Source organism: Carboxydocella sp. ULO1 (assembly GCF_002049255.1).
Classification (GTDB): domain Bacteria; phylum Bacillota.
Map to the genome: position 1 here is coordinate 84,285 of NZ_BDLQ01000125.1, position 24,214 is coordinate 108,498.

The window sequence follows — 24,214 nt, forward strand, 5'->3', positions numbered from 1 at the left end:
CTGAAACACCAGCCTTTGCACTCAGCTGACAATGTTTTTAATACGCCGGCATTACACAATAATTGTAATACTTGCCATGGTAATGTCGACCTAACAGCCACGATTAAAAATCTGGCATTGTCCAATCAAAGCTACAGTTGTTTTGTCTGTCACAGCGGTACGCGGGCTCCGTTGCACAAGGCCGTCTTTAGCGGCAATAACCAGGAATATGACTTACCGGCAATGCATAGTGCTTGTGCGACCTGTCATGGCAATCCCGCTGTGAATGACAAGATCAATAGCCTGGCAGCAACCAATCCTGCTTCGGCCTATTCCTGTAATGAGTGCCATAGTGGCAGTATGCAACCCAAGCACAGTGCTGCTTTAACTTCCGGTGGAGCGTCTCTTGATACTGTTGGTTTCCATCCCAGCTGCACTACCTGTCATGGTAACGCTCAGGTAACAGCTATTATTCCGCAGCTAAAAGCTACGGCAGGAAGCTACCTGTGCACTGACTGCCATAATGGCAATGTAGCTTCTATTCCTAAACATCAGGCAGAACCTGAAGCTGGAGCAGCAACTCTGGATACCACCCAGTATCACCCTGATTGTGCCACCTGTCACGCCAACCCGGCAGCCCAGGCTAAAGTCAGTGGGTTGAAACAGGCTGTTAGCTATCAGTGCTGGAGCTGTCACGATGGGGTAGTGGCACCGACGGCTACCCATAAAGCTACCCTGGATCAGACGGGTGTAGCTTATGAAACCCCGAAAATGCACCCCAGCTGCAATACCTGCCACTTGAGTACTGATAGCAATGTTAAAACCCAGATTAAGGCTCTGGTTGGTCAGACCAGTTACAATTGTAGTGCCTGCCATACTGGTAGCATGGCACCGCGCCATCAGGCCTTGCTGGAGGCAGGGGGAACTCTTTACAATACAACCAGTTTCCATCCTGATTGCACCACCTGTCATGGCAACCAGCAGGTAGTCAACAACATTTCAGCTTTGAAGACTAAGAATCCCTATTATTGTCTGGATTGCCACAATGGCACAGTGGCACCTCAGCCTTACCATCAGGCCAGGTTTGACAGCAATGGTCAGGCTCTTTCTACACTAACATTCCACAGTCAGTGTGCTACCTGTCATGGCAATACAAATGCGAATAACACTATTAGCCAGTTAAAGGGTACCAGTGGTTACCTGTGTACAGAGTGTCATAATGGCACTGTGGCGGCAAATCCCAGTCACCAGGCGCGTTTTGATGCTAACAGCAGTCCCGAATCGACGGTTACTATTCACAAGGATTGCGCAACCTGTCATACCAATACGACAGTTGCCCCCATCATAGCTCAGCTGAAAGGGACTTCTGGCTATCAATGTTCGGAGTGCCATGGTGATATCAGCAGTAAGCACATAACCACTATCTCTACCTATCCTGTTGATTGTACCTGGTGTCACTCCACCAGCCTGGTGGATACTCACCTGAAACCGACTATTACATTAAACGGTACCTATACCTGTAATACCTGTCATGGCACAACCAGTCCGGTGAACAGCCAGGTGCAACTGAAATTGAAACAGTGTACAGATTGCCATAATGGTACCAGCGTTCAGGCACCGCATCCGAGCGAACAGTACGTGCCCAGACATGTTAACAAGTTCCCGGCCTTCTTGCCGGAATATGCTCCGGATTGTGGCAGCTGTCATAACAAGCAGTTCATCAGCTTGCACAATGATGTACAGCCTCCTGTCGGACCGGTTTCCTGTGACGTTTGTCATACCAGAACAACTTATAAGCCTGTGGTAACTTCCTTAAATACTGATTGTTCTGGTTGTCACCAGGCGACTATGGTTGATCGACATACTGTACCTCATAATGTGGATACCACTAAATATCCTGTTGCAGGAGATTGCCTGAAATGCCATGGTACTGCAGGCAATAACTTACTGGCAGTGCATAAGGCCAAATCAACCAGCACTGTTACCTGCAATACCTGTCACGGCTCCAGCAGACCGGAAGTGCAACAGGCTATAGCTAACAACAATGTCAGCTGTGATGCTTGCCATAGCGGTGGTACCGGGCACAAGCATCCGGTTAACAGCTTCGAAGCTCAAGAAGAGGTAAGCTGTAAAGCCTGTCACACAACTGACCAGGCTACAGGTTCTACTGAGCTGGCAAAACTGCACCTGGATCGGGGCCTGTCCTGTGCTACCTGTCACAACCCGACTTTTGAAGGCAGTGTGATCATCAAAGATGGTGCCATCAATGTACCCTACTGCAGTAGCTGCCATGACGGTACTAAGGCACCAGCACGGCATACCAGCCCGGCGCCCGGTCATACTGCCAGTGGTTATGGCGCCTTGACCAGCCTGGATGGCTACAGCTGCACCAACTGTCATAGCACCTTGAAGGTAACTGAGCTGCATAAGTCCAAAGGCTGTAACACCTGTCATGACAATCCGCAAAGCCCGATCTTTGCCACAGCGCAGCAGGTGATTACCAGCAACTGGAGCAGGAATACCGGAACTAAGACCGGTTACGCCTGTGATAGCTGCCATGGCACCGTGCATGGGTCCTGGACGACACTGCATACCTCCAGTTATGTGGCCAATCCGCCCATGAACTGCGCTGATTGCCACAAGAATTACCTGCCTGAGGAACACTTGAAGGCACTGCAAACATCCAGTGGTATTGCTTATGAAGTGCAGCGCAGTAGCGATAATGTTAACTTCGTCAAGGTGGGAACTACTACTGGTACTACCTTTAGTGTGGGCAGCCTGAGTCCCAACACGACCTATTACTTCCGGGTACGGGCCTATGATGCTGCGGGTAATTATTCAGGATTCAGCTCTGTGGTAAGTGCTACCACTAAACCGGCACCGGTTACCAGTATAACCAAGAATCCGGGAGCTGCTGAATATGCTAGCGGCAATAATGGCGACAGTGTATCCGATACAGGTATCAGGTCACTGAGTCCCACTGCCTTGACCCGGATTACCGATAATAAAGATACCTTCTATTCCACCTCTGATGTGGTGGTAAAAGAAGGGGGCAACAGTGACCAGTGGCTATATGTACGGTTACCGGAAGATGCTAAGAACTACACTGCTATAAAACTACAGGTACGGGCTTCCTGGAAGAGCACTGATAGTGCTGGTAGCATCGTGATCTATCCTTATAAGAGTGACGGTAAGAGCATCAACACTACCTCAGCCGTAACTTACAAGATCACCAATCCTGCCGCCAAAGGGACCTATGCTGATTATGTCATTGATGTGACTTCAGCAGCCAGCACAATGCAGAATTTTGGCTGGATGAAGTTCCGCATCAAGACTGGCAGTGATGGGACTTACAAAGAAGCGGCCATCAGTGAAGTGCGGTTCTTGCTGAGCAGCGGTACCAGCACGGAAAGCTCTGTCACTACACCCAGTACTACAGTTGCGCCGGTAACTGGCAGCACTGATACCCAGCCTCCGACCGTACCGGGCGGACTGACTGCTACGGCTGTCAACTCAGCCCAGATTGATCTGAGCTGGAATCCTTCCAGTGATAACAGTACATCTGGTACCGGATCCTGTGCGGTCTGTCACCAGAGCACCCGGACCGAGGTTCAGACTGCTATTACTCAGGGAAAAGTTAACTGTGATGCCTGCCATACCATCCATGCGGATGTTAACACCGTGCATACCAGTACCTTTGTTGACTCTCCGCAGTGGGACTGCAGCAAGTGTCACAGCAATGTACTGAGCGTGGAGCATCAGAACCGCGGCTTCACCTGTGCTACCTGTCATAACAGTACCCGTACCGATGTGCGGACAGCTATTAGCAGCAAGAACACCAAGTGCACTGCTTGCCATGTGGTACACACTGATTTGACGACACCGCACCTGACGGGAATCTTCCCGACAGTCAGCACCAACGACGACTGTCTGAAATGTCATACCGGTCAGGCGGCGGAATTTGCTACGACCCAGGCATCCTATCATGCCATTTTGGGAACCAGTAAAGCTAGCGGTTGGGGTGGCTATATTGGCGGCTATACTGCTACCAGTCAGTTGACCTGTAAATCCTGTCACGGGCCTACGACTCCTGGAGGCACTACAGCTTATGCCAATATCCTGCCCCGGACCTGGACCTATACCTCAGGTTCCAATGATAAGAACATGCTTTGCTATATGTGCCATGATTATGGTACTTATGGCGGCGGTTCCAGTACCTACAAGACCGGCTTCAGTTCCGGTGGCGGTTCCAAGAACCTGCATAATTTAGGAGATCACAAGAAGGGTGGCTACTTGCAATGTACCTGGTGTCACAGTGCTGTGCCCCATGGGGTCAATCGTCCGCATCTGATGGTTCTGACAACCGATCCTAAGCCGTACAGCAGTGGCGCAGTATTGTATAAGTTTGTTGATGCAGCGCCGGGTAATTATAGCAAGAGCAATTGTGGTTCTAATAGCTCCTTGTGTGGAGACCATAAGGGTTACTAATTGGCTTTCTGGTACCGGGCCAGCCAGGCCCGGTACCAGCCCTTATTTCAATTCCGTCATTGAGGTGTAATATGATAAGTAAACTGGGGCGATTCTTGCGGTCAGTCTCTTTAGCAGCAGTTGTTATGTTTTTAATGTTAGGATACAGCATAATGGCCATGGTTCTTAATCAATCACAACTATTTCGGCATCCGGTATTTTTATTTTTAGGTCTGGTTTTCCTGATTAATTTATTAGCCTGTACTTTGTTTCAAAGTCGAAAATTACGGTGGTCAGCACCGTTAGCAATATGGGGGTCTGTGATTTTTCACTGGGGATTAATTTTTGTAACTTGCGGGGCGCTACTCAGTTTTGCTTATAAAGTAGAAGGTTATCTGGTACTGGGGGAGGGCCAGGAAAAGGCTTTAACACCTACTGCTTTTTCTGTCCTGGAAACCGGTCGCTGGCAGCGTCAGTGGCCAGGATGGAACCTACAGTTATTGGAACAGAAGCGGCACTGGCGAGCCGATGGAACTCTGGCTTACACCAGTTCCCTAGTAATGGTCAAGACTGAACGGGGAGAAGAAGCAGTATGGATTGAAAAAGGGCAACCACTAATCGTTGGAGATTGGCGTTTCTTTCATTACGCTACGGGTTACGCCCCGGGTCTGGTAGTAAAAAAAGATGGTGAATTGGTGGGTGCTTTCTTATTGCCGGCAGAAAAAACAGATGAAAATGAGCAGGGATACAGAATTAAGCTATTAGAGATATTACCTGATTTAAAATTGAGCGGGATCTTTTATCCAGATGAGAAAAACAAAAACTCGGAAAAACTGATAAATCCCATGCTGATCGTGAAAGCCGGAGAAGAAGTGGAGCTTCGCCCCGGGCAGGTAAGGAATTTAGGTCCATATCAGCTGGAGTTAGGGGAGATCAGAGCCTGGGTGGGTTTAGAAACAGTTTATGATCCTGGAGCCAAAATTGTCTTTGCTGGTTCCTGGTTAGCGACGGTAGGATTGGGCCTCTGGTTTACTGGCAAAAATCGAAGGAGGTGAGCTGGTGCTCAAGACACAACTGATTTTGCTCTGGGTAAGTGTTTTCTTTTATGTTGTAGCAGCTTCACTGACAATAGCAGGCTCATGGTTTAGCAAACCAAGCTGGCGGCAATGGAGTTATGCTATTGCCTGGCTGGGTCTAGTTCCCCAGACTGCTGCTTTGCTTTTGCGCTGGTACCAAACCGGGCATTTTCCTTACTGGGGCACTTATGAAGTATATACCTCTTATGCCTGGGGGGCGGCACTATTAATTCAATTATTTTCGATGCTGGTACCGGCGGCGAGAAGTATAGTGGGCTGGTTATGGCCAGTGGTGTTTTTGATGATAGGTTTAGGCGCAATGGGAACTAAAGAAATTGAGGAAATACCCAGAACTTTTTATACTTTCTGGCTGGGAGTACACATTTTTTTCGCTAAACTATCATACGGTTCTGCCCTGATTGCTGCCGGACTTGGTGGGGCATTTCTCTGGCGAAGGAAAACAGCGGATCCGGCGGAGCTGGAAAGATTGGATCGTTTAAATTATAGCGTTTCCGGGTTTGCTTTTATTATGCTGGGAATTATGATTCTTTCCGGATCCATCTGGGCCTATAAGGCCTGGGGAGCTTACTGGCGCTGGGATCCGATTGAAACCTGGGCCCTCATTTCCTGGCTGGTTTATGGCATCGCCTTGCACCTTCGTTTTTCCTGGGGATGGCGGGGAGTCAGGGCAGCCTGGCTCAGTATTGCGGCTTTACTTTTAATCCTCTTTGCCTTTTTCGGCATTCCGCTGTTTTATCCCACTGCTCATGAGCATTTAACCTATTAAAATAAGGGGGAGAGCAAGATGGAATTAACAAAATGGGCTGAAGAGCTGGATGCGAAGGTGGCGGCATTTATTGCCCGCAGCTGGGAGCAGGAAACTAATGAGGCTGAGTTTAATGCCCTGGCGCTGGAAATCTTCGCTTACCAGTTTGAGGCAAACGACTATTACCGCAACTTATGTGAACAATTGGGCAAATATCCTGGTCAAATCAGCCACTGGAGCCAGATTCCGGCGATTCCTACCCAGGCTTTTAAGGAGTCGGTAGTAGCCAGCATCCCGGTAGAGAAGAGTGAATTGGCCCTGTTGACCAGTGGCACTTCCGATCCCAATTTGCGGGGAAAAATTTTCCGGGACCGGTCCAGTCTGGCCAATATCATCCAGGCTAATGCGTTGCTGACGAAAAAGTACTGTTTTCCTGATCGGGATAAAATGACCATGGCCATGTTGATCCCACCGCCGGAACAGGCCCCAGGGATGGCGATGGCTTTTGGTTTAGCTCAACTGCTCAAAAATTATGGCAAAGAAGATAGTCAATATTTCATCTCTGAACGGGGCTTAGATGCTGAAGGGTTATTGGCCTTCCTGACTAATGTTATTCAGCGGCAAGAGCCTGTTGCTCTGGTTGGAGCCACTTCTGGTTTCGTACTCTTCTTTAATCATATACGGAAACAGGGGAAAAAGTTGGTATTACCCGAGGGTTCCAGAGTGCTGGATGGTGGCGGTTATCAAGGGACCTTTGGGGCTATGACAAGAGAGGAATTTTATCAAAACTGTCAGGAACTGCTGGGTATATCTGCTCATTTCTGCGTCAATGTTCTGGGTATGAGTGAAAGTGGAACTAACTATGTCGATAATGTCCTGGCCGAAGCTATGGCTGGTCGCTTGCATACTGAAAGACAAAAAATCACTCCGCCCTGGACAAGAACAGTAGTGGTCGGTATGCGAACAGGGCAGCCCCTACCTCCGGGAGAAATAGGTTTGATTCGGCACTTTGATTTAACCAACCGTGCCACTGTGTTGGCTGTACAGACGGATAATCTCGGCTATTTGACTGCAGAGGGCTTTGAGATCATCGGGCGGGCAGAACAGGTTACTTCAGTCAAGGACATTGCTCTCGGGCTGGGGCATCGCTGTTCAACGGTTGTAGACCGCATACTGGCCCATTCCCATGCTTGTTCGACAGTAATGGACCGGATTTTAAAAAAAGCCGGAGTTTAATTCCGGCTTTTTTGTATTTATAGGCAGGAAAAGTAAAGATAATGTCGAATAATGTAGGTAGGTAAATTGTGAAGTAAATTACATCCTTGAGGTGGCAGTTATGGCAAAAACAATTAATCGGGACAAATTAATAATCGTCATATTACTTGTTATAATTGTGGGCATGAGTGGTTTCTTTTACTTGTATTTAACCAAACAAAATCCGCTGGAACCATTGACCCAGCCTGTGCACCAGATTCCTGAGGGTTTATTTACCTTCGGAAATGATAAACAGAATAGTTTATTAAAACCACTGGGGGTAGGGGTCGATGGCAACAAGATTATAGTTGCTGATTCGGCTAAACACCGGCTGGTCTGGTATGATCGGAACGGGAAAATGTTGAAGAGCGTGGGCAGTTTTGGCAATGGCCCAGGTAAGTTCAACTATCCGGTGGCAGTAGCTGCTGGTGATGGCAAAATTTTTGTGGCTGACTTGAATAACAATCGTATTGTTGTATTGGATGAAGATGGTAAATATCTAGAGTCCTGGCCTAAAAATAGCAAAAACAATGTACGCCCAGTAGCACTGGTTTTGAGTAATAAAGGGTTGCTCTATGTATCCGATTTGCTCAGTCAGCAAATTCTGGTTTTAGACGATAAAGGTGAGGTTGTAAAAAGAATAGGTGAACCTGGGACGGGGAGCACAGGCTTATCCTATGCCAATGGATTAGCTCTCAGTGCCGATGAAAGTATTCTGGTGGTAGCTGATTCCAATAACGGACGCTTACAAGTGTTCAGTACTGCTGATGGTAAACATGTCAAAACCCTGAAAGAAGGTTTCAATTTTGTTTTACCCCGTGGTATTGCCTATGATCGAAAAAGAAAAGAATGGATAGTAGTTGACACGATGCAGCAGGTAGTGGTAGTCCTTGATGATAATTTCAAACTTGTAGGCCAAGTTACCGGTTATAAAGAAGGGGATCCGTTCCGTTTTCCTAATAGCGTCACAGTAGATAGTTCAGGAAGAATTTATATCGCTGACCGGGAGAATGACCGGATCGTTGTATTGAAGTAATAAAGGAGGGGTTGTTATGGATAGGCCAATTAAATATTTAACAATTGCCATAACAACCCTGGTGTGCCTATTTATAAGCTCAACCGCCTGGGCGACTATTGATCCTCAAGCAACCATTCGCTTTACCGGTATGCTGGGTGGTAACAACCAGGAAACAGTATCTTGGACCAGTGTGCCAGGAGCGACAGGTTATACTTTGTTTCGCACTACGGATGGGGCTACGTGGATAACATTATATACCGGTACTAATACTCAGTTTGTTGACAATGGTGTACAAAACTATCTTAATTACTATTACAAGGTTACTGCTACGGATGGAACGACAACAATCGAATCACCGATCGGGAAGGCATTTCCCCCTAATACCAGTCCCCATGATTACTATGATCAAAACCTGGGAGCCTGTGCTAGCTGTCACGTGACTCATGCGGCAGCTGGGCCAAAATTGTTAGTGCAGAGGACAGGGACACGTACCTGCCTTGTTTGTCATGATGGTACCCAGAGTAAATACAATGTGCTAAACGGGACTGTAACCTTACCAGGTGCTGTTCTGGCACCTACATCCAGTGGTCCGTTTGGTTTATTGCCTCCGGCGGATAATACCACCAATGAGGTTTATGCAGCGGTATATTATAACTATAATGGCAATTCAGCTGTGAGTGCAGTGCCTACATCAGTACATAATGTGGGCACTCCTCACGGTGAAGCGCCGGGAGAAATGATTTATGATACCTTTTTCTTCGCTAGGCAATTGGATTGTACCAGTTGTCACAATCCACATGATAATGGCAATTACCGTTTACTTAAAAGCATAGTTGGTTCCAGCAGTGGTGAGCAACTGAATACAATTATTGGCTATGCCGTAACTGATACTGGCACTAACCAGGAAATACCGAAGTATGTTAGCGGCACTGTCTATTTTTGTGGAACTTGTCACAGTGACTTTAACCAGAAGGCTGGTAGTGGTCATCGCCTGGCCAAATTTACCGAACAGACCGGCTATGAACTCAATGCCAATTCTGTTGACTTTGTTATGCATGCTGTGTATGTTCCTAACAGTTATAACGGCTTGACTCCCCGTGGCAATTATCCATATGAAAATGGCAATCTGATTGTTTGCCTCACTTGCCATCGTGCCCATGGAACAACGGTGGTTGAACAAAACATTACGAGAAGTGGCCGATTGTCCACAGTTCTGAAAAGGGCTCCGGGTATGGTGATCTGTGAGGATTGCCATCAGAAAACTGATAATCCCTAAACCTGAGCGGAGAAGGAGGGGGACGGAATGAAAAAAACAGTCTTGTCTACTGGAAAATTTAATATATTCCTCCTGACCGTCGGGTGCTGGCTCGCCTTTATCAGCTGGGCCTGGGCCTGGCCGAATGGCAAACTGGATACCGCCAGTGAGAAGAATTATTGTTATTCCTGTCATGATACCAGGGGCGGGGGAACTGTGACGCTCCTGGATGTATCTGTCAACGGAACAAGTAAGGGAGCAGTGTCTGAAGTCAGCCTTACTGCTGGTCAGGCGCTTGAGATTACTTATCGGGTCACAGGATTGGGCTACGGATTAAACGGAACTGTAGCAGGTGCCGTCCAGGTACCTGCTACTTACCAGTGGCAAGTGGCTAATCCTGATACTCCCTGGAGTGATAATGGCCAATCTGATCTGACTCCCTGGGCTGTAGCCAAACAGGATACAGCCAAAAGTGCTCCTCTATATAGCCCATATATGTTTGTTACTGATTTCCCGGCCAATTCAACGCCGGTTAACCAGCAGGGAGTTACTCTGGATGATGGCAGTAACGGCACTCCCGGAGACCGCAACCGTAAACTGCATGATGAAGTGTTTAAAGTTAAATTGATTCCGCCTGCTGTCCAAGGGGTTTATACCATTTATATCCAGGGTGTAGGCAGGGACAGTACCGGGAACCTGGCTTATGCTCAACAGGCAGTTACTGTTAAGGTTGTGGCTTCTCCAGCTTTGCAACCCCATGGTAAGTTCACTGATCCTGGCCGGCAGGACCTGTGTAAATTGTGCCATTCTACCCACTCAGCTCATGGTTACCAGCTGGTTTTGAAGGATACAGTTGCCGATACCTGTTATGTCTGCCATGATGGCACCGCATCTGTTTATAATGTCAAGAGTCAGTTTGATGTTCAGGCTAACCCTTCCCACCACAAAGTGCCTGAGGGTAAAACCTTTTGTCAGGATTGTCATAATCCTCACTTCACCAATACTGACTCCACCAGTGCAGTTACAGGTAAAAAGAATGGCTCTATCCGTCTACTGGCAGCCCAGCGTAATGTCAATGGCACTTTAAAAGGGCCCAACTACTTTGGCAATGATGTTTGCTGGACCTGTCACGGGGCTCCATCGGACTTGCCGCGGCCTTTTGGTATTGACCACCAGACCTATTTTGCCAATTCAACGCATAATATTGGCAATGATGCTAATAGCTTGATGCAATATGCCAGTGTGGATACCAACCTTAACCCGGTAGCTCCCACCAGCAGTCCCCAATCAGACGGAATTGCCATGGTGGAGAGAGAGCCCATTACTGGGGAGACAGCCAGTGGCACTATGATCGCCTGTCTGAATTGCCACAAGCCTCATGGCTCGGCCAGTTATCCCCTGTTGCGCTGGAATAACAAAGCTAGCCTTTGTATCAATTGTCATCAGAGCAAGGGATTCAATTATTATCAGTACAGTTCCCAAAATAGAATTTACAATTCCAGTAATTATTTTATTGGATCCATACATGACAAAAAATTTGCTGCCTGGAATGGCTGCATGATGTGCCATGAACCCCATGGCTCAAAATATCAGTTTATGATTACAGCACCCTTTGTTAACAAACCTTATCCGACGGCAGTAACTCACAACCGTAATGAGTTGTGTTTTAAATGCCATGACTACCGTTATTACTGGAATAATGGCAGTAACCCCATTGTAGGTAGCCGTTTCGGAAATGGCAATGGTCGTAACTATCACTGGCACGTGAATAGTTATAAACTCTCTTGTCGGACCTGTCATGATCCTCATACAGGTAGTAACCAGTATTTTGATCTAAGTAATACCAATGCCTATAAGAACGGAACCAAAGTAAATAACTCTAACTGGAATTTGAATAACCCGGTCAATATCAGTTTTGACTGGTCTTATCTCCTCAATGCGGTGAGTCCGGCCAATGGCCGTCTGGCCTTTTATGCTACCGGTACCGACAGCCAGGGCAATGCCACCGGCTATGCCTGTTATTTGAATTGTAAAGCTAACCATACGCCAAAAGGATATTTGCGCAATCCATATGCCGGGCCAGGCCTCAATTGTGTGGCCTGTCATGACCAGAATGAATTTGACAAAAACTCATCTCACCCGATTATTTATGCTGGCACTACCAGTGGCAAAAAGGTTTCCTGTGATACCTGTCATGAACCGGATCATACCAAACATACTGGTAATAACCCCTATGGTTTGAAAAACCCTGTAGCCTGGACCGATCCCGTCTCCGGGACGGCGGTTACTCCTGACCCGGTCAGTGTGCCCAATTTTGCTACAACTGAGTATCGCGACTGGTGTTTTACCTGTCATGGTTCTACCAGACATATTACTGAGGATTATCAGACTAATTTTGCTGGCAAGCCTCATGCTAGTTTGAGCCGCAGTAATAGCAAGTATGGTACTACAGCCGATGGCATCAGCAAAGACCAGCCCTGTCTGGTCTGTCATGAACATCATGCTTCGACTAACGTTCGTTTGTTACGCCGGGATATCGATACCACTGATACTCATGCGATTGATGCTGATACTGATATAGGCAAAGTGAATGCTTGTTTGGATTGCCATGATGGTTATCCAGCCAAACAGGATATTCGGAAGCTCTATTATGCTGCGACTTCTGCCGGCCATTTTATCAAGTCGGTAGATTCGACCAAAAAACTGCTGTGTACCGAATGTCATAGCCCTCATGGTACGACCAACGCCAAGTATCTCTGGGATCGGGACAAATACGGTACCTTGCAGTTTGCCGGAACGGCCTGGCCAACGAATAAGACCGGCAGTAGTTTTAACGTCAGGGAGTTTTGTCTGGTCTGTCACCCGACTTCAGACCAGCCCAGCCGTGTCTACTATACCGGTAATACTATCAAAGTGACTTCTAGTGACCAGCCGGCTAACAGTTATAAAATCACTATCAAACCTTTGCCGGCCAGCATTGCTTCCCATAGCAGTACATCTACGGATAAATGCGATATTTGCCATGACCCGCATAAACCCTGGCCGGCGACGGGCTCCAATGCTGATTGCTATCTCTGCCATGGCAAACGGGGAGAGGCATATAATATCGAGATATTGATGGGACAGGAAGGGACATTAAGTACCGGGAAGATCAGCCGTCATAAAATCTATGATCCCAATACGGCTGATACTAATGACTGCATGACCAAGTGCCACCTGGCTCACCCGCATAATCCACGTTCCAATAATATCAAGGCGGTAGATGAAAAGACTTTGTGTTTCAACTGCCATGATACGAACGGTGCGCCGGGACCGCAGCCGCGGATTGACATGCTGAAATATGCTGGCAAACCCCATGATTATGTAAAACAGGAGCAAGCCTATAGTGATGGCAGTGGCTTCGGCAATAACTGTACCAAGTGCCATAATCCTCACGGTTCTGATTATAAGCCCTTGTTGAAGTGGGCCAATGGCGATACTCTGTGTTATCAATGTCATGATGGTCTGCATACTGACGGGAATGGCGCGACGATTAGCAATATCAAGACTTTGTATCAAGCTTATGGACATTATCTAAAAAGCGACCCGACCAAAAAATTAAAATGTTCCGATTGTCATTTCCCGCATGGAACTTCCAACACAAAATACTTGCGTGATGCTGACGTCAGTGAAGCCATCTATACTAATGGGGATACCAATCAATTGCGGACTTTCCCCAGCAATATTGGCAATAATGACAGCCGCCGTCCTTTCTGTACGGTTTGCCATTTGCCCAATAACCAGGACGCCAATGCGGATTTTGTGCGCTGGGTTAACCCTGATCTGCCTGGTGGACAGATTAATATCGCTGAATTGCCCCTGGTAGGGCCCAAGAGCGGTATAACTTTGAGTGAACATACGGCAGTAAGTACCGCTAACTGTATGGCCTGTCATAACCCCCATGACCCGCGGCCGGTAGGTTCTAACAAGGATTGTTACAAATGTCATGGTGGGTCCAGTGCTTTAGCGCCCAATATCGACCAGTTAGCCGGTTTGTGGAATGGAACACAAAATACCTGGCCTGATGGCCTAGGTGGCAGGACGACTACTAGTTCCATTGTGTCTTACCATAAGATTACTGATGCTCTGTCGCCTGATACCAATACCTGTATGACCAATTGTCATAAACCCCATTCCCATAACCCGAAAGCGGATTTGATCAAAGACCGCACTGGTGCCAGCGGTGATGTAACACCACCTAATGCTCCTAGCGGTTTAAGTGCCCAGGCGCTGGCCAAGAGTCTGGTGAAGGTCAGCTGGACTCCATCTAATTCCAGTGACATTTTCGGATACTATGTCTATCGTAATGACTTTACTGATGCCAATCCTATTGGTGTAATTAATAATACCACTACTTCCGGTACTGTTACCTTTTATGATGGTGCCGTGCGGGGTACACCGCCATTCACTTATAAAATCAAGGCTTTTGACAAGGCAGGTAACAGCACATGGCTCAATACCACGGTGGATGTATCCCCAGCTTATACCTCTGATACGACCGCGCCCAGTGTGCCGACCGGTTTACAGGCAGTGGCACTCAATAGTGTTCGCATAAAACTGACCTGGGAGCGCAGTACTGATGCGTCCGGGGTAAAGGGCTATAATATCTATCGCAGTATAGATGGCACTAATTTCACCAGAGTCGGTTTCAGCGGGACCAACAGTTTTGTCGATGGACCTGGTCTGAATAACAGTGTTCAACCCAGTACAACCTACTGGTATAAGGTTACAGCTGTAGATAAAACAGAGGACCTGGGCGGGACCGGCAATGAGTCCGGATACAGTAATGTAGCCACTGTTACAACTCCCGCTGCAGTTATTCCGATATCCAACGGGTTGTATAAGGCTGGCAGTGATACGGTGGAATTTTTTGATTACCAGAATGGTCGCACCAATATCTTCCCGGCTGGCACCAATATCCGGGTCAAGGTAACAACCAATACAGTAAACAACGCCAGTACCCGGCGGGTAATTGTCTATAACAAGACTGGTGGGCAACTGGCAACTTATACCATGAGTCAGACCAGCACAACTGCGCCCTACACCTATGAAGTAACCTTTAGCCGTCCCACACCGGGTCTCTATTACTTCCTGGTGCAGGTGTCCAATGGCACCAACTCGATCCAGGCCTATGAGGCGGTGGAAATTGCCGCAACTACCGAACATTATCGTACCTATGCGGATAGCGGCTATACTACAGAAAAGCTGGAATTCCAGCCCGGCCAGGTGGTGTATGGGGAAGTAGCGGCTAATGTCAATGGCACGATTGGAACTACTACTGCCAGCTTGATCAGGATGGATGGTACGACGGCGGCTACCCTGACTGCCAGCAATGTGGCCTATAATGGCAATTATATCCGTTTCCAGGTCACCTGGCCCAGCGGCTTAAATCCTGGCGACTGGTATTCACTTTATATTCGGGTTCGGAATACGGGCGGTACGACCCTGGTCAACGAGTATAAGATGCTAAAGAATTATGCCAGTGATACAACGCCGCCTTCAGCACCTGCTATCAGCAGTTTGTCACCGGGAACAAACAGTGTGACCGTCAACTGGAATGCTTCGACTCCGAGCGATGATGTAGCCGGATATACCATTTATCGCAGTACTGATGGCACTAACTATACCAAGGTGGGCTCAGTAGATGCCTCAACTCTGACCTTTACCGATACCGGACTTAAAAGCAGCACCCAGTACTGGTACCGGGTCAGTGCCTTTGATGTCAGCAGTAATGCCGCTACCGGTTCCGCGGTTACTACTACCACGGCGGCAGAACCGGTAGATAATGTGGCGCCACCGCCGCCGACTGGTGTCAATGCCACTCCGATCAAAGATGTGGTTACCGGCAGCATGGCGGTGGAGCTGACCTGGGCTCCGGCCAGTGCTGCTGATGGGGTAGTGGGTTACAACATCTATCGAATTGTGCCTGGTTTCAGTCAGCCGCTAAAAGTGGGGTCTACTACCGGTACTACCTGGACTGACCTCTATCTCAAGGGCACCACCAGCTACAGTTACTATGTGACTGCCTTTGATTTAGAATGCAATGAATCTTCTTTCAGCAGCAAAGTCACGGCCCTGACGCTGGTTGATCCTATGGCATCCTTGGAACGGGCCCTGTGTATGACCTGTCATGATGGTACCGGTTCGCCGCCAGGAGCGCCTGTGATCGGCACGGCCTATAACAGCAGCAAACACAATGTGGATGTACCGGTGGATACTTTTGCTGATGGCAGTATCTATTACGGGAACTGTACCAAGTGCCATGTACCGCACGGTTCGCAGTACCCGAGCTTGCTGAAGAAAGCCAAGGATAATGAACTGTGCTTTGATTGTCACACCAATGCCTCCAGCAATTACAAATATTCCGGTCGCCGTACCTTTGAAATGTCGGCGCACAGCCGGACCACGGATTCGCCTTCCGGTACACCCATAGTTTTCCCGAATAGTTATGGAACCGGGGGCACCAGGGATCCCAACAGTGCAGCCGATAAAGCGGCTTATGCTGGTAAGTGCTTTAACTGTCATACTCCGCATGGTAAGTTTGTGCCGACAGAGCATGGCGGAGATGGCGTGAGTGTGACCAGAGCTTCGACCCTGGATAGCTATCGCTTTACGGTGGGTGCTGATACCTTTATCAGTGTCAATGCTCTCTGTGAAGGATGTCATGCTGCTATAAGTTTTGGTGCCTGGAACGGTTTTACCATTTACAACAAAACAGCCCATGGCAATAAAAATAACTTGCTGGTCCGCTGGGATAACGAATCTGCACCCAGTGAATGCACCAACTGCCATGATCCTCATGGCACCGATTATGGCAGCATGTTGAAATTGCCCATGAATACCGATGCTGTGGACAGCAATGGTAACAGTTTGAAGAACAGTGTTTGTTTCTGGTGCCATGATAAGCCAGAAGTCATTGCTCAAACTTACTGGTTCCGGGGCAAGGCTGCCTATAATGCGTCAGAACACGCCAGCAAAGCCAAGTGGTATGATTCAGCCACAGGGCAATCGGCCATGTTTGTTCCCGGTAACTGTATGAACTGTCACAGCCCTCATGGCAAGGAGGACCCGAGCAATCCGGGCAATCCTTATCCGAAGCAGTTGTTGAAAAGCCCGGACAATAACGAGCTCTGTTATAATTGCCATGACAGTGTGGCCCTGGTGAAAAAGGTTTATGGAACAGGGGTTTACTGGTATGAAGCTGCTGCTCCTGGTTATCCGACCGTCTACTGGAAAGGTGGTACCAATAATAATGATAACACCATTCCAGAAACCGAACTGGTGGATCCTAAGGTAAAGACCACCGGTCAAAGCCTGTTCTCGACCAGCTCTCATGGTTCCAATGCCAATGCCAAATGGCCGGGCGGAACAGAGGGTGGTAATTATACCCAGGCCAGTAATGCCGCAGGTGCCTGTTATAACTGCCATGACCCCCATGGCTCAGGTTACCAGAGCTCGACTTTGAAGCCGGCTTCGGATCTTTGCTTCACCTGTCATGATGGCACTGGTCCTTCCAGCAAGAATGTGGCGGGGCAGTTTGATGGCACGGTAGGGCATACGGTTAAAGATCCCAATTATATTGCCCGCCATGTGCCCGGCCAGGATCCGGCCCTGATGAATTATGATGATAATTCCAAGACGGTACAATGTGCGGACTGCCATAATATTCACGCTTTGACAACTAAGGATACTTTTGTCAAGGATAACCTAAGAGCGTCAGGAATTGACGTCAATGGCAACTTCAAACAGGTTGCTGACTACCAGTATGAGGTCTGTATCAAGTGTCATAGTACCTTTGGCAGCAAGACTACCTTGCCCACGGGCTGGTCCGACGTACGCAGCCGCTTCCAGACCACCCATGACTCACATCATGGTGTGTTTGGGGTGAAAGGAACTAACACCTATGTCAATAGTACAACCCTAACGGCTTATGGGCTGGCTATACTAAACCGAACACCTCCGGCTGGGCAAGGCAAAGTTTTGTGCTCTGATTGCCACTATACCCACACTGGTACTGATGTCAGCAATCCGTATAATTTGAAGCTCAGTACGGATACTGCAGTTAGCAGTGCGCCGCTGATTGTAAAGCATTGTACCTTGTGCCATAAGCCGACATCCTATGGTTATACTACAAGTACTGGTTCACGGTTCTCCAATCATAGTAAAGGGGAGCACAAAACCACTAATGGTTGTTATGAGTGCCATGGTGACCCGAGTGTGAAAGGCTATATGCATGGCTTTACCTGGAACGGTTATGGCAAGTTTATTCGAGGGAGATCCATTGCAGTCTACAACTCGTCCAATATTGGTAGCAAGAGCGGTTGTACTTTGTTAACAGGGACATGTGGTAGCCATAGTACCACTGGATCGCGTACCAATGGCAGTTAAACAACATTTCTGAAGGGCCCAGCTTAAGCGCCGGGCCCTTCTCTTCACAAAGGTGATTATATGTATTTTTATCAGTTGCTAAAATCGAAAAGATTAGCCTATATTCTGATTATTACTTTAGGTCTTTATGTTTTGTGGGGGGTGGCGCGTGGTCTCCCCAGCGGGCAATATGATACTGCCTTTTTCCGCAGTTTGCTTTTGCAAGTTTTATTGTTATTGCTGTTACTGAACACTGCAGCCTGCATGGTGGCCCAGGTACGGAAACGCTGGCTGCTATACCAACGTTTAAAAAAAGCTGCGAGAATTTATCGTTGGCGGCAACGAAAAAGGATAGAAGGGGATGCCCGTAGCTGGCTCACCAGGCAGGGATTTCGTCCTCTTGGTACAGTGGTCTGGGCCCGTCGCGTATATGGCCTGGCTTTTATAATCTTATTTCATTTTTCCTTTTTACTTATTGGTCTGGGTTATCTCTGGAGTGCCTGGGGGAGAATTGAAGGGCTGGTCCCGATTACGACAGGGGAACAGGTCCAATTGACCAGGGACGCTTATTCATTATTACAGCTCAGTACTTATAGCCGTCTGAACACTGACAATTGGCGTTTACAGGTGGACCAGGTCCTGGTCAATTATCCAGCCCGGGGCTGGCCCCAGGATGTGCAAGGCCGGTTTCAACTCTGGAATAGCAATATTCAAGCGGTTTCAGGAATACTGCGGAAAGTACCACCTGTTAGCTACCGTGGCTATGATTTCAATGTCTGGGATTTCGGCTTTGCTCCCTATCTGGAAATCAGTCAGGAAGGGCAGGAACTACTCAGTGGCTATGTCTCCCTGGCTACATTAACCAGGGATAACCAGAAATTTAGCCGTGATACCTTGCTCTTACCGAATGGTAAAGAAATGGTAGTGGAATTTTTGCCCCGGGGTCTGGACGGAGATTGGGGCAAACCGGATAAATTCATGTACCCCAGTGAACCGCTGGTAAAAATCAGTTCAGGAGGACAGTCCCTGGTTTTACCATTGAACAGTTCCGGGGAGTTAGGGCAGTTTAAAATTAAAACAGGTGATTTCCGCTATTATCTCCAGGTGAAAATAATTAAAGATTATGGCATGGTTCTGATTTTTATAGCCTTCTGGCTGGGTTTAGGAGCTCTAGCAGGGCATTATCTGTTGCCCGCTTCTTTTGCGTGCATTGGACATGAGGGGGAAAAGGAAGTAATATATTTATATACCTGGTCCACATTTCCCCTGAGGAGGACAGAGAATGAACATTGAAGTAGCAGAAATCACTCTTTTCTGGCTGGCAGTTATTTTATATGCGGCTGCAACTGTGCTGGCAGCAATTGGAGTCGTGTGGACCAAGCAGAATTTACAGCGGACCGGCAATATAATCTTTGTCCTGGCCCTTGTTCCCCATGGGATAGCGATAATTCTGCGCTGGCTGGCCACAGGTCATGGTCCCTATTTACAAACTTACGAGATTGTTTCCTCTGATGCCTGGGTTGGAGCTGCTCTGTTCATGCTCTTGCTCTGGCGCCTGCCCAGGCTAATGCCAGCAGCATTATTCGTTTATCCTCTTACCTTGGTGTTTTCTGGCTGGGCCCTGCTTTCGTCCCGGGAAATCAGTCAGATCCCGGCTACCTTTCAGACTATCTGGTTAATCATTCATATCATTTTTGCCAAATTCGCCTATGGTAGCGCTCTGCTCAGTTCTGCCCTGGCTGCTATCTATTTGTTGAAAACCGGCAGCACAAAGTCCGGCTGGCTGCAGCGGGTTCCAGAACCAAACTGGCTGGATTACTATAGTTATCGCCTGACGGCCTTTGCTTTTTTAATGGTGGGAGTAATGATTGTGGCCGGGGCTATCTGGGCCAACCAGGCCTGGGGGTACTACTGGGCCTGGGATCCCATTGAGACCTGGTCCCTGATTTCCTGGCTGCTTTATGGTTTATACTTGCATTACCGCTTTACTGGAGGCAAGCCGCGGCGGGCTGCCCTGTTGAACTTGCTCTCTTTATTAATCTTACTGATCACATTGTTTGCAGTTCCTTACCTTTATGATACTGTTCATTCAGAGTATATGAGTTGAGGTGTGCCATGAACATCCGCCGACTTACCATTGCTCTCTGGTTTATTTTGCTGGTTTTTATCCTAATCCTGGTTCTGGTTCCTCAGGAAAACATCTACGGGGCCAATGGTATCGCTAAATGGGTGGCCAGCAACGGAAGCTGGGCAGTCCGGGTTGACCGGCTGGGATTAACTCATTTTGCTGCTACCTGGCCTTTTAAACTGGGGGTAGGAGTTTTTGCCCTGGTGGCACTTTATTCACTCTTGCAACAGTTTGCACTGGCGTATCAACAATGGTGTCGCGGCGGCATTGGTGGCCGCTGGCAGCCAGTGAAGTTGAAGCAAAAACCAGCAGATAATTGGTGGCAAAAAGCAGGGCTAAAACAGGTTAACCAGGGCTGGCTGCGCCATCCTGTTAGCCTTTTTGCCATTCCCCTTTTTCATCTGGCGCTCATCCTGATTATCTTTGGCGGCGCAGTCACCTATCTTTTGCGCGTTCAGGCTACTGTCTCCTTGACTGAAGGACAGGCCTTCACCGGCCAACAACAGCTGGAAGAAATAAAAAAAGGCCCCTGGGCAGACATTAAATTTCCGGCAGAATATCTGGGCCTGGATAAGTTTGATGCTAATGCAACTGAACCGGCAGCCTATGTGGTCAGACTAACCAGCAAGGGAGAAGTGCTGGCCCGGGAAAAAATAGCTGTGAATGATAATCTGCAATGGCATGGCTATACTCTCTATCTGGCCCGGAGCGGTTATGCTCCCGGCCTGGAAGTGAAAGAAGGCTCCAAGGTGTTGCTGGCTGGCTATGTTGCCATTAAGGAAGAAAGCGGGCAGGGTGAAATAAAGCTGCCCGGTGAACAAGCCCTTTCCCTTGCTTATGATCAAAAAAACCAGCAGCTGTTAGTCAATGGTCTGCCATTAAACCAGGGGGAAACCAGAACCTTACCGCAAGGCCTAACTGTCGCTTTTATCGATTTGCGTTACTGGGCGTCATTTTTGCTGGTAAAAGACCCGGGGCTGTACTGGATTGTGGCTGGTAGTTCCGCAGGTATAATCGCTTTGTTCTTCTGGTTATTCCGGCCGCCGCTGGAAATAGTACTGAACGAAGAAAAAGGGAATTGGATTTTGAAAGCCAGACGGAAACAATGGCAGAGCGGGATAGTGGCTGAACTGCGGCAAGTAATGCAAAAAGGAGAGGTACTGGGTGAGTAAAGTCGAAGTTATTTTCTACTGGCTGGCTGTACTGTTGTATGCTGGCTCCCTTTTTATGTCAGCTGTAAAAATCATCTGGAAAAAAGAACAGGGCAGGCTGGATTTGTACTTAGCCACTGCCGGTTTTCTTGCGCACACTGCGGCTTTACTCTATCGCTGGTACCGGGTCGGTCATGGGCCATATGTCGATTTTGCGGAAGTAGTTCCTGCTGATGCCTGGGCGGGCATGGCTGGTTTCCTCTGGCTTTGCTATTATAAGCCCCGCTTTAGAACTTTGCTTTTATTTGTTGCGCCGGCTACTATGCTGGCTTTGGGAGCGGCAGTTTTAAATTCAGACCAGATGGAAAGCATTCCTCTAACCTACCGTAGTTTCTGGCTCTACCTGCACGTGTTGTTCGCTAAACTGGCCTATGGCAGTGCCTTGCTGGCGGCAGGTACAGGAGCCTACTATTTGCTGCACAAGCGGAAAGGCAACAATGTGGCTGAAGTAGATGATCTAACCTATCGTTTCCTGGCCCTGGCCTTTTTAATGCTGGCTATCATGATGATTACCGGGGCCCTCTGGGCCAACCAGTCCTGGGGCCGATACTGGGCCTGGGACCCTGTAGAAACCTGGGCGATGATTAGCTGGTTGATTTACGGACTGGTACTGCATTTACGCTTCACTTATGGCTGGCGTGGCGAAAAGGCGGCCTGGCTGGCGATAGGGGCATTTGTTCTGATTATATTTGCCTATTTTGGCGTCCCATACATCTATCAATCCATTCATGAACATTTGAAATAGGTGAGAAGATGAAAGACTGGTTAATTGTTACCAACAGTTTTATCCATGATACGGCAACAGGGCTGTGGCTGGCAGGGCTGTTTCTGCTGGGGAAAATCAAGGCCAGTTATGGTCAGGACGCTCTTTTCTGGGAGCTTAACACCTGGGTTTGGCTAGCGCTAGTGCTCATTCTGGTCACCGGTGCCCTGCGCGGTATCAGTTTCCGTTATTATGGCTGGACCGGGGATGTAGCGCGGGAGCGCAAACGCTTATTGCTGATTAAACACGGTATATTAGGGGTAGTATGGACTGCAGGTTTAATTTACCACTGGCAGTTATTACACTAGCAGCAGGAGGTGAGCGGTAATGAAAGTTTTGTTAATCACTCCGTCTTATCATGCCGGCGTGGTGGAAGCAGCTGGTTCCTGGCCTAACCTTGGTCTAGTTTACCTGGCCGGGCATTTGAGGGCGGCCGGGCATGAAGTGGTTATCTATGATGCTATGACTAAAGGGCATGACCTGGCGCAGATTAAAGCCAGGATTGAACAGGAAAGGCCCCGGGTAGTTGGGACCACCTCCTATACAGCCTCAGCGCCAGCTGCCAGCCAGGTTTTACAAGTGGCTAAAGCCGTTGATCCATCGATTCTGACAGTGTTTGGCGGTATCCATGCTAACTTTATGTACGAGGAAATGTTGAAGGACTGGCCCTGGGTTGACGTAGTAGTGCGGGGAGAGGGAGAAGAGATCCTGCCGGAATTGCTGGACAGCTGGCCTGATGAAAAGAAACTGGCTCAGGTAAAAGGCATTGCCTGGCGCAACCAGCGGGGAGAAATCATCGTTAATCCAGCCAGACCTTTTCTGCCTGACCTGGACCGGCTGATTCCGGCCTGGGATCTGGTTGATTGGGAGGACTACACTTTTTATGTTCTACCCGGCTCCCGTCTGGGTTTGGTCAATTCCAGCCGGGGTTGTCCCCATCAGTGCGCCTTTTGTTCTCAGCAGAAATTCTGGCAACAGAGCTACCGGGAACGCAGTGCAGAGAGCTTTGTCAGTGAACTGGAGCATCTGAAACAGACCTACGGGGTCAATGTGGTGATGCTTTCTGATGAATATCCTACCCGTAACCGGGAGCGCTGGGAAAAAATCCTGGATTTGCTGCTGGAACGCCAGGTAGGAATGTATCTCTTGCTGGAAACCTGTGTCAGCGACATTCTTCGGGATCGGGACATCCTGGACAAATACAGGGCGGCAGGAGTTATCCACGTCTATGTTGGAGTAGAAGCCACCGACCAGGCTAGTCTGGATCAATTCAAAAAATCAATTACCTGTGAACAGGGCAGAGAAGCTCTGGCTTTACTTAATCAGGCTAATATCATCAGTGAGTGTTCCTTTGTCCTTGGCACTCCCGATGAGACTCCTGAACATATCGCCCAAACTTTAGAACTGGCCAAACACTATAATCCTGATTTTGCCCACTTCCTGTTGCTGGCTCCCTGGCCTTATGCTGACCTTTATCCACAATTAAAACCCTTTATCATTGAAAATGATTATGCCAAATATAATTTTGTGGAACCGGTAATTAAACCCCTGCAAATGCAACCGGAAGAACTGGCCCAGGCTGTTCTCAAGTGTTACCGGGAATATTACCTGGAGAGGATCGAGTCTTATCCGCTTATTTCTGATCCTTTTAAACGGGAATATATGTTGCGTTCTTTAGAAGTGATGTTGAATAATTCCTTCTTGCGTAAACATATGCAGGGCAAAGGGCCCTTGCCAGAGGCGATGAAAAAAGCTTTATCCATTCTGCAATCCGGCACTTAGGCCGGATTTTTTTGTCGAAAAAAAATATACTTTTCTCGACTGTTTGTGACAATTTTCTCGTCCCCCAGGGAGTATAATTGCAACAGAAAGTACAATCCCTGGGGGTAGG

General features: G+C 48.2%; 13 protein-coding genes. All 13 read left to right on the plus strand.

Going from position 1 to position 24,214, the window contains the following annotated elements:
* On the plus strand, window positions 1–4,467 hold a 4,467-nt coding region (locus ULO1_RS12985), incomplete at its 5' end, for a cytochrome c3 family protein (RefSeq protein WP_200806973.1).
* A 299-nt stretch (window positions 4,468–4,766) separates the two neighbouring features.
* Complete coding sequence (locus tag ULO1_RS12990; RefSeq protein ID WP_079933731.1) at window positions 4,767–5,501, plus strand: cytochrome c biogenesis protein ResB; 735 nt, start codon at window positions 4,767–4,769, stop codon at window positions 5,499–5,501.
* 4 nt (window positions 5,502–5,505) lie between these two features.
* Window positions 5,506–6,309 (plus strand): cytochrome c biogenesis protein CcsA, encoded by an 804-nt coding sequence (ccsA, locus tag ULO1_RS12995; RefSeq protein WP_242947966.1) that lies wholly within the window; start codon window positions 5,506–5,508, stop codon window positions 6,307–6,309.
* An 18-nt stretch (window positions 6,310–6,327) separates the two neighbouring features.
* Window positions 6,328–7,524 (plus strand): hypothetical protein, encoded by a 1,197-nt coding sequence (locus ULO1_RS13000; RefSeq protein WP_079933733.1) that lies wholly within the window; start codon window positions 6,328–6,330, stop codon window positions 7,522–7,524.
* Window positions 7,525–7,624: 100 nt separating this feature from the next.
* Window positions 7,625–8,578, plus strand: coding sequence for a 6-bladed beta-propeller (locus ULO1_RS13005; protein WP_079933734.1), 954 nt, complete (start codon window positions 7,625–7,627; stop codon window positions 8,576–8,578).
* A gap of 16 nt (window positions 8,579–8,594) precedes the next feature.
* Window positions 8,595–9,836: a cytochrome c3 family protein gene (locus tag ULO1_RS13010; protein WP_079933735.1), complete on the plus strand. Its 1,242-nt coding sequence runs from the start codon at window positions 8,595–8,597 to the stop codon at window positions 9,834–9,836.
* Between the two features lie 27 nt (window positions 9,837–9,863).
* A complete protein-coding gene (locus tag ULO1_RS13015) occupies window positions 9,864–18,242 on the plus strand; it encodes a cytochrome c3 family protein (RefSeq protein WP_079933736.1) in 8,379 nt (2,792 codons plus the stop codon).
* Between the two features lie 141 nt (window positions 18,243–18,383).
* Entirely contained in the window at window positions 18,384–19,514 is a 1,131-nt protein-coding gene (locus tag ULO1_RS13020) for a cytochrome c biogenesis protein ResB (protein ID WP_159446908.1), read from the plus strand.
* Window positions 19,504–20,328 carry a cytochrome c biogenesis protein CcsA gene (gene ccsA, locus ULO1_RS13025; protein ID WP_079933738.1) on the plus strand — a complete coding sequence of 275 codons (825 nt, stop codon included), beginning with the start codon at window positions 19,504–19,506 and terminating at the stop codon, window positions 20,326–20,328. The genes ULO1_RS13020 and ccsA (ULO1_RS13025) overlap by 11 nt, the downstream gene beginning before the upstream one ends.
* A gap of 8 nt (window positions 20,329–20,336) precedes the next feature.
* Window positions 20,337–21,521, plus strand: a complete 1,185-nt coding sequence (locus ULO1_RS13030) for a cytochrome c biogenesis protein ResB (protein ID WP_079933739.1) — start codon at window positions 20,337–20,339, stop codon at window positions 21,519–21,521.
* Window positions 21,514–22,305 (plus strand): cytochrome c biogenesis protein CcsA, encoded by a 792-nt coding sequence (gene ccsA / locus ULO1_RS13035; protein WP_078666066.1) that lies wholly within the window; start codon window positions 21,514–21,516, stop codon window positions 22,303–22,305. Before ULO1_RS13030 ends, ccsA (ULO1_RS13035) begins: the two co-directional genes overlap by 8 nt.
* An 8-nt stretch (window positions 22,306–22,313) precedes the next feature.
* Window positions 22,314–22,631, plus strand: a complete 318-nt coding sequence (locus ULO1_RS13040; RefSeq protein ID WP_078666067.1) for a hypothetical protein — start codon at window positions 22,314–22,316, stop codon at window positions 22,629–22,631.
* Between the two features lie 19 nt (window positions 22,632–22,650).
* Window positions 22,651–24,105 carry a B12-binding domain-containing radical SAM protein gene (locus ULO1_RS13045; RefSeq protein ID WP_079933740.1) on the plus strand — a complete coding sequence of 485 codons (1,455 nt, stop codon included), beginning with the start codon at window positions 22,651–22,653 and terminating at the stop codon, window positions 24,103–24,105.
* Window positions 24,106–24,214: the final 109 nt, after the last annotated feature.